The organism is Myxacorys chilensis, from assembly GCF_059505265.1.
Genome location: NZ_JCACKG010000153.1, coordinates 1 through 5,684, shown reverse-complemented (window position 1 = coordinate 5,684; position 5,684 = coordinate 1). Strand labels below are relative to the sequence as shown.

Sequence of the window (5,684 nt, the reverse complement as noted above, 5' to 3'; positions counted from 1 at the left end):
GCCTGGTTCACGCATTGCTGCTACTGTACCTGACTAGATCGAAAAAGGCTGTATAAGATATCTCCTTTAATAGGTTTCCGATTCTCATCAACCGATAGAAAGAATTCCTTAGAAACAAATCTAGTGGATTCAAAGTTAAGAAATCCGTTTCTCACATTGCTGATAACTAGAAACGGGACTCCATGAGTTGTTTGAGGTGGAGCCTGATGATCTCCATCAGTTATCACAGTAAAAATTTCTTGCATTCTTACCCATAGCCAATTCTTTGGTATGGCAAAGGGTATTTCATCTTGCTTAATTGCTGGGAAAGGTTTTAACTCTCTAATCTTCTTTCCTGCAATTAGTTCCTCTTTTTCATCTTTGATTTTCTCAAGTAGAACTGAAGCAAGTTCATCGTTAAGCTCTTGAGGGACGAGCTTTCCTTGAACGGCTAATTGTAAGATAGCCTGACGTAGTTTGGGAATAGTTTCGGGGATGCTGTAGAGCAAGTCGAAGTTGTTGCAGATGCGTTGCCAGTGGTGTTGGAAGTCGTCGGGGTTTTGGGCGGTGAGGAGTTGTGCGATCGCACCTTCGTCCATCTTGAGCAGGCTTTCTTGCCGCTGCTGCCGCCGTTTTTCGATTTCGTCGCAGAGGATGAGGAGGCGATCGCACTTCTCCACAATCCGCTTCTGTTCCCCCAATGGCGGCAAAGAAATGGGAATAGAATTCATCTTCGCCTGGTTCATTTTTGGTTGAGCTGTACCAGTGACAAAAGGTTTTAAGTCAATCGCATTAAAGTACAACTCAAGGTATCTCAAACAGTCAAACGAAACAGCATCTAGAACGTGAGCATGGTTGTTAACCCAATACTTTCCACTTGCAATAAAAGCAATAGGAGTGGAGCGATTAATTAAGTTAGCGCCATCCTCACCAATTAATAAAAGTGGCTTATCAAATAAAAAATCATCGATTTTATCAATTACTCCTGAAGCACCATAATAATCAAATTCCCCTTGGCGGGTAGCTCTCTCATCCCTTGAAAGAGGAATTCTTTCACCATCACGGCATATCGTGATATTTCCAAATCTAACCCACTCCCATCGTTCAGGAATCTCATAACTAATTTCACGTAATTCAATTTCTGGTAGAGAATCAGTGGCTCTTAGCTTTTTCTCTTTGATAGGCTGTTTCTTCTCTTTCTGAGTTTCTTCAATCAATTTTAAGGCTGGCTCATCATCAGAAATTTGGAGAGTTAGTTTTCCACGTATGGCAAGTTGTCGAATAATTGCTCTTAATTCGTCAACAGCATTGGGAGCATCAGTCAGCAATTCAAAATTCTCAAAAAATGCTTCTACTTTCATCCTTCTTGTCCTCTTTCCTCATGTAGCAATGCATTCAGAGAAGCAGTTAGAGGTGGTAAGTTATTCCGTGCTGTGTTCCAGACAATCCTCAAATTTACCTGGAAATATTCATGGGCAATCACATTTCGCATATCGCTCATGAATCGCCAGGGAATATCAGGATATTTCACCTGCACTTCAGTTGGAATATTGATTGCAGCTTCCCCAATCACGACAAAATCATAGAGAACTGCTTTTGCCACCGTTTCATTTTCCGTAAACTCCTCAAAACTCATGCCTGCTGTACGTTGTTGAATGCTGGCGATCGCATTCACAATATCTCCTACTCGCAGTTGCCAATCTCTAGAGGGCACGGATCACATCCTTCAGCACAGGTTCTCTCAGGTGTTCTCGCAGCGAATCTTTCGTACCCAGATCCACCGCACATCCCAAGATTTCCTCCAGGTAATGCTGCACCCGGAACAACTCAAATAAACCCGCTTCTGTAGAAAACTCCACCAAAAAATCCGCATCACTTGTTGATGTTGCCTCATTTCGGGCAACTGAGCCGAACAACTCCAGAGACTTAACTCCCAGGTTCCTCAGTGTCTCCCGGTGGGCTGTAATAATGCCTAAAACCTGCGATCGCTCCATCTGTCTACTCCTGACGTTCCAGGGATGACTTCAACTCAAACTTCAGCTTACTCCGCACCTCATCCAACTCCTTCAGCAATTTCTGATGTGCTACCAGCATCTCATCGAGATCAGCGTGTTCCACATCCACCTGATGCGGGTTCTTGATATCCAGGTTGTAGTTGTTCGCCTTGATGGTTTCCACCGACACCTTCCAGGCAAACTCATTCTCCTCCCGGTTGTCCCACCAGGCTTGCTCCAGCTCAAACTCCTCAAACCGAATCGGCTTCGTTTTGTTATAGGACTTGTACCCCGGCGGATAGGGATGCTCGTAGTACCAAACCTCCGTCGTCGGCTCTCCCTTCGTAAAAAACAGCAGATTCGTCTTGATGCCCGTGTAGGGGTTAAACACACCATTCGGCAACCGGACGATCGTATGCAGATTGCACTCTTGCAGCAGCTTCTCCTTAATTCGCGTCTTCACACCTTCGCCAAACAGTATGCCGTCAGGAAGCACGATCGCCCCTCTCCCGCCTTCTTCTAACAAATGCATAATCAGCACCAGAAACAGGTCTGCCGTTTCCCGTGTCCGGTACGCTGCCGGAAAATTCGCCTCAATTCCGTCCTCCTCCATGCCACCAAAGGGCGGATTGGTGACAATTACCTGCACCTTTTCCTGAGTAGAGTAGTCCCGCAACGGTCGCGCCAGCGTGTTGTCATGCCGAACGGGAGGCTCATCCACCCCATGCAGCAGCAGGTTCGTCATACAGAGCAGATGAGGCAGCGGCTTTTTTTCAACTCCTTGGATCGATCGTTGCAGCGTCTCCTCATCCTCTGCCGTCTTCACATAGTTCTTGCGAATATATTCCAGCGCACAAGTGAGAAAGCCACCTGTTCCACACGCCGGATCAAACACCTTCTCGCCCAATTTTGGATCGGTCATCGTCACCATAAACTGCGTCACTGCACGAGGTGTATAGTACTCGCCCGCATTGCCCGCGCTTTGCAAGTCCTTAAGAATCTTCTCGTAAATCTCACCAAACAGATGACGGTCTTTCGCCGAGTTAAAGTCCACCTCATTCAGCTTGTTAATCACCTGCCGCAGAAGAGTGCCATTCTTCATGTAGTTGTAGGCATCCTCAAACACATCCCGCACCACCTTCGCGCGTGGGTCGCCAGGTCCAACAGGCAACTCCTTCAGCGTCTTAAACAGGACGTTATCTACAAAGTCCAGCAGGGTTTCCCCGGTCATCCCTTCCGCATCCGTCGCCCAATTTCGCCAGCGCAAAGCCTCCGGAATCGGCGAGCGATACGCATCCCGCATTAACTCATACTCCTCCTCCTGGGCATCAAACACCTTCAAAAACAGCATCCACACCAGTTGGCTAATGCGCTGGGCATCGCCATCCACTCCCGCATCCTTCCGCATGATGTCTTGAATGGTCTTGATGGTGGTGCTGGTTGACATAGTTCAAGCTATAGCTAATTTAAATAAAAAGATGCTGTGAGGTTCAAAGATAGTCTTTACTGGCTCCATAAATCAAGTTCAAGCTGGTTTCTATCCGTACTGATAAGTACTTCCAGACTAGATTTCACAGGAAAATCTGCATTTCGCCCTAAAGCAGTATTGATAACTAATTCATTTGTATCACCCACGGAGCAGCAAATGAAGTTTTCTACCATCCACTGAGAGAAAGGTTTAGCCATCTGATACGCATCATAAGCTGTAAAACCTCTTCTATTAGTAGAAGAAGCAAAGATACCTGCGATTCGTTGAGCAGGAATAACACGAGTACCTAAATTCGGAAAGTTGTTTCTGTATGAGAATTTTTCAGAACCATAAAGGAGATAAACACTTGATGGAGATATGTTTAACATCCGCTTCCACTGCGGCTCAAGTTTTCCCTCTACACTTTCTCCTGGTACTCTATCTCCAAATATCTCTGGATAATGGCAATGTTCAGTAAACTCTTGGTTCCGGTCTGGGTAGAGCCTTTTACTTTGGACAAGTACAGCCTTCTGCAACACCTGTTCATTAGGAACTGCTAAATGTAGTAGTAAACCTATATCCGCACCATGAGTTCTTTCTGTACGAGTTATGTGCCTAAAATCAATATGCAGCGATGAACGCCCTGTCCTACTTCTTGCGTGATTTATTCTGCTTAAAGGTAGACGAAGCAGCTTAGAGCTTCTAAGATAAGTTCCTAAAGCACCATCAAGTGCAGTTTCGCTGGTATCATATTGCTCCTCATAAAATCGTGAAAATTCTTGATCTACATCGCTAAAAAAACTACTAAGTTCTCTCAGTACTGTTTCATCTGTTAACCAACAGTCTGTTTGTGGCATAAATATTACTTAAAAGGAGCTAAAACACTGAGACCCAATATTTAGGCTGCCCGGTAAAGTTCCTCAGTTAACTCTCGAATTGCTCCAAAATATGCCTGTCTACTGCCAAACAACTTGATGATCTCCGTTGGCGTCCCCAACCGATTCAGCGGTTGAACCTTCAAAACATTAATATCCTCAATGTTCTCAATGCCCTCATCGGCATACTTGTTCAATAATGCCTCTAAAATCGCTCTTGCCTGCTGTCCATATTTCGTGAAGTAATCCCGCTTGCGAACTTGTTCCGCCCGCTCTTTACGGCTGAGCGGCGGCTGATCAAACGCCACATGACAGATCAGGTCAAACGAATCAAAATCTTTGCTCACTTCCTCTGCCAGTGCTTCTAACAAAACACCCCGTTCCTTTAATTTCCTTAAAATCTCCTGTTTCCGCTCTGCCTCACTCCATCGCTTCAAAAAGGAATCTAGAGAAGAAAACTCCTGTCGCACCGTCTTCCGGGTAAAGTCCTTAATCGATTCCGTGATTAACCGACCGCCAGGACCGTAATACTGCACCCGCTCCCGGACAATGCCTGCTCCTTCACTAGCAACCACATACTTGACTCGCCTGTTGCTTCCAGTCGTAGCACCAATAATTAACGCCTCTTCTCCCCCCTCTTCTTCAGCATGCGGAACAATTGGCTCTCCCTTCTTAGGTTCATAAATTTGCACCGGATCGCCATCAAAGTCACGGTCGTAGAAGCGCTCTGTTGCTTTTTTGAAGTCCATGATGGTGAAGTACAGCTTGTGGTACTCCTCATTGATCCGCGTTCCCCGACCAATAATTTGCTTGAACTCGGTCGGCGATTCAATGCGACGATCGAGCACAATCAGCTTGCAGGTCTGGGCATCAATTCCCGTCGTCATTAGCTTAGAGGTTGTAACGATCACCGGATAGGTCTCGTAGGGAGCAATGAAATTGTCTAGCTCTGCTTTGCCCTCATTCTCGTCTCCCGTAATCCGCATGATGTACTTACGGTTTTCGGCAGCCAAAGCAGCATTCTCATTTACCAATGCCTTTCGCATTCGCTCCGCATGGTCAATGTCTTCACAGAAGACGATCGTCTTCATGTATGGGTCACCGCTTTCCTGCAAAAACTGGGTAATGCGCTGGGCAACCAGTTCAATTCGTCGTTCAAAGACAATGACGCGATCGATGTCCTTCTGGTTATAAATCCGGTCTTCGATTTCCCGTCCATATTTATCCGTTTGCCCTGGCTGCGGTCGCCACCCTTCCAGATCTTTATCGATGTCAATCTTCACCACTTTGTAGGGAGCCAGGAAACCATCCTCAGAGGATGTCTGAGAAGTAGAGAACTACGCTAGACGTTTGAGCATCAGGCGAATC

General features: G+C 46.1%; 5 protein-coding genes and 1 pseudogene. All 6 read right to left on the bottom strand.

Annotated features, from left to right (window positions below):
* Positions 1-20: 20 nt before the first annotated feature.
* The gene (locus AC5JLB_RS11560) at positions 21-1,340 is read right to left on the bottom strand and encodes a restriction endonuclease subunit S (protein WP_495873982.1); all 1,320 of its coding nucleotides are present in this window, start codon (positions 1,338-1,340) and stop codon (positions 21-23) included.
* Positions 1,337-1,693: a HepT-like ribonuclease domain-containing protein gene (locus AC5JLB_RS11555; RefSeq protein WP_495873981.1), complete on the bottom strand. Its 357-nt coding sequence runs from the start codon at positions 1,691-1,693 to the stop codon at positions 1,337-1,339. Before AC5JLB_RS11555 ends, AC5JLB_RS11560 begins: the two co-directional genes overlap by 4 nt.
* Entirely contained in the window at positions 1,683-1,973 is a 291-nt protein-coding gene (locus AC5JLB_RS11550) for a nucleotidyltransferase family protein (protein ID WP_495873980.1), read from the bottom strand. Before AC5JLB_RS11550 ends, AC5JLB_RS11555 begins: the two co-directional genes overlap by 11 nt.
* A gap of 4 nt (positions 1,974-1,977) precedes the next feature.
* A complete protein-coding gene (locus AC5JLB_RS11545) occupies positions 1,978-3,420 on the bottom strand; it encodes a type I restriction-modification system subunit M (protein WP_495873979.1) in 1,443 nt (480 codons plus the stop codon).
* Between the two features lie 56 nt (positions 3,421-3,476).
* Positions 3,477-4,298 (bottom strand): hypothetical protein, encoded by an 822-nt coding sequence (locus AC5JLB_RS11540; RefSeq protein WP_495873978.1) that lies wholly within the window; start codon positions 4,296-4,298, stop codon positions 3,477-3,479.
* A 41-nt stretch (positions 4,299-4,339) separates the two neighbouring features.
* Positions 4,340-5,629, bottom strand: a pseudogene (hsdR, locus tag AC5JLB_RS11535) (EcoAI/FtnUII family type I restriction enzme subunit R); the annotation flags it as partial.
* Positions 5,630-5,684: the final 55 nt, after the last annotated feature.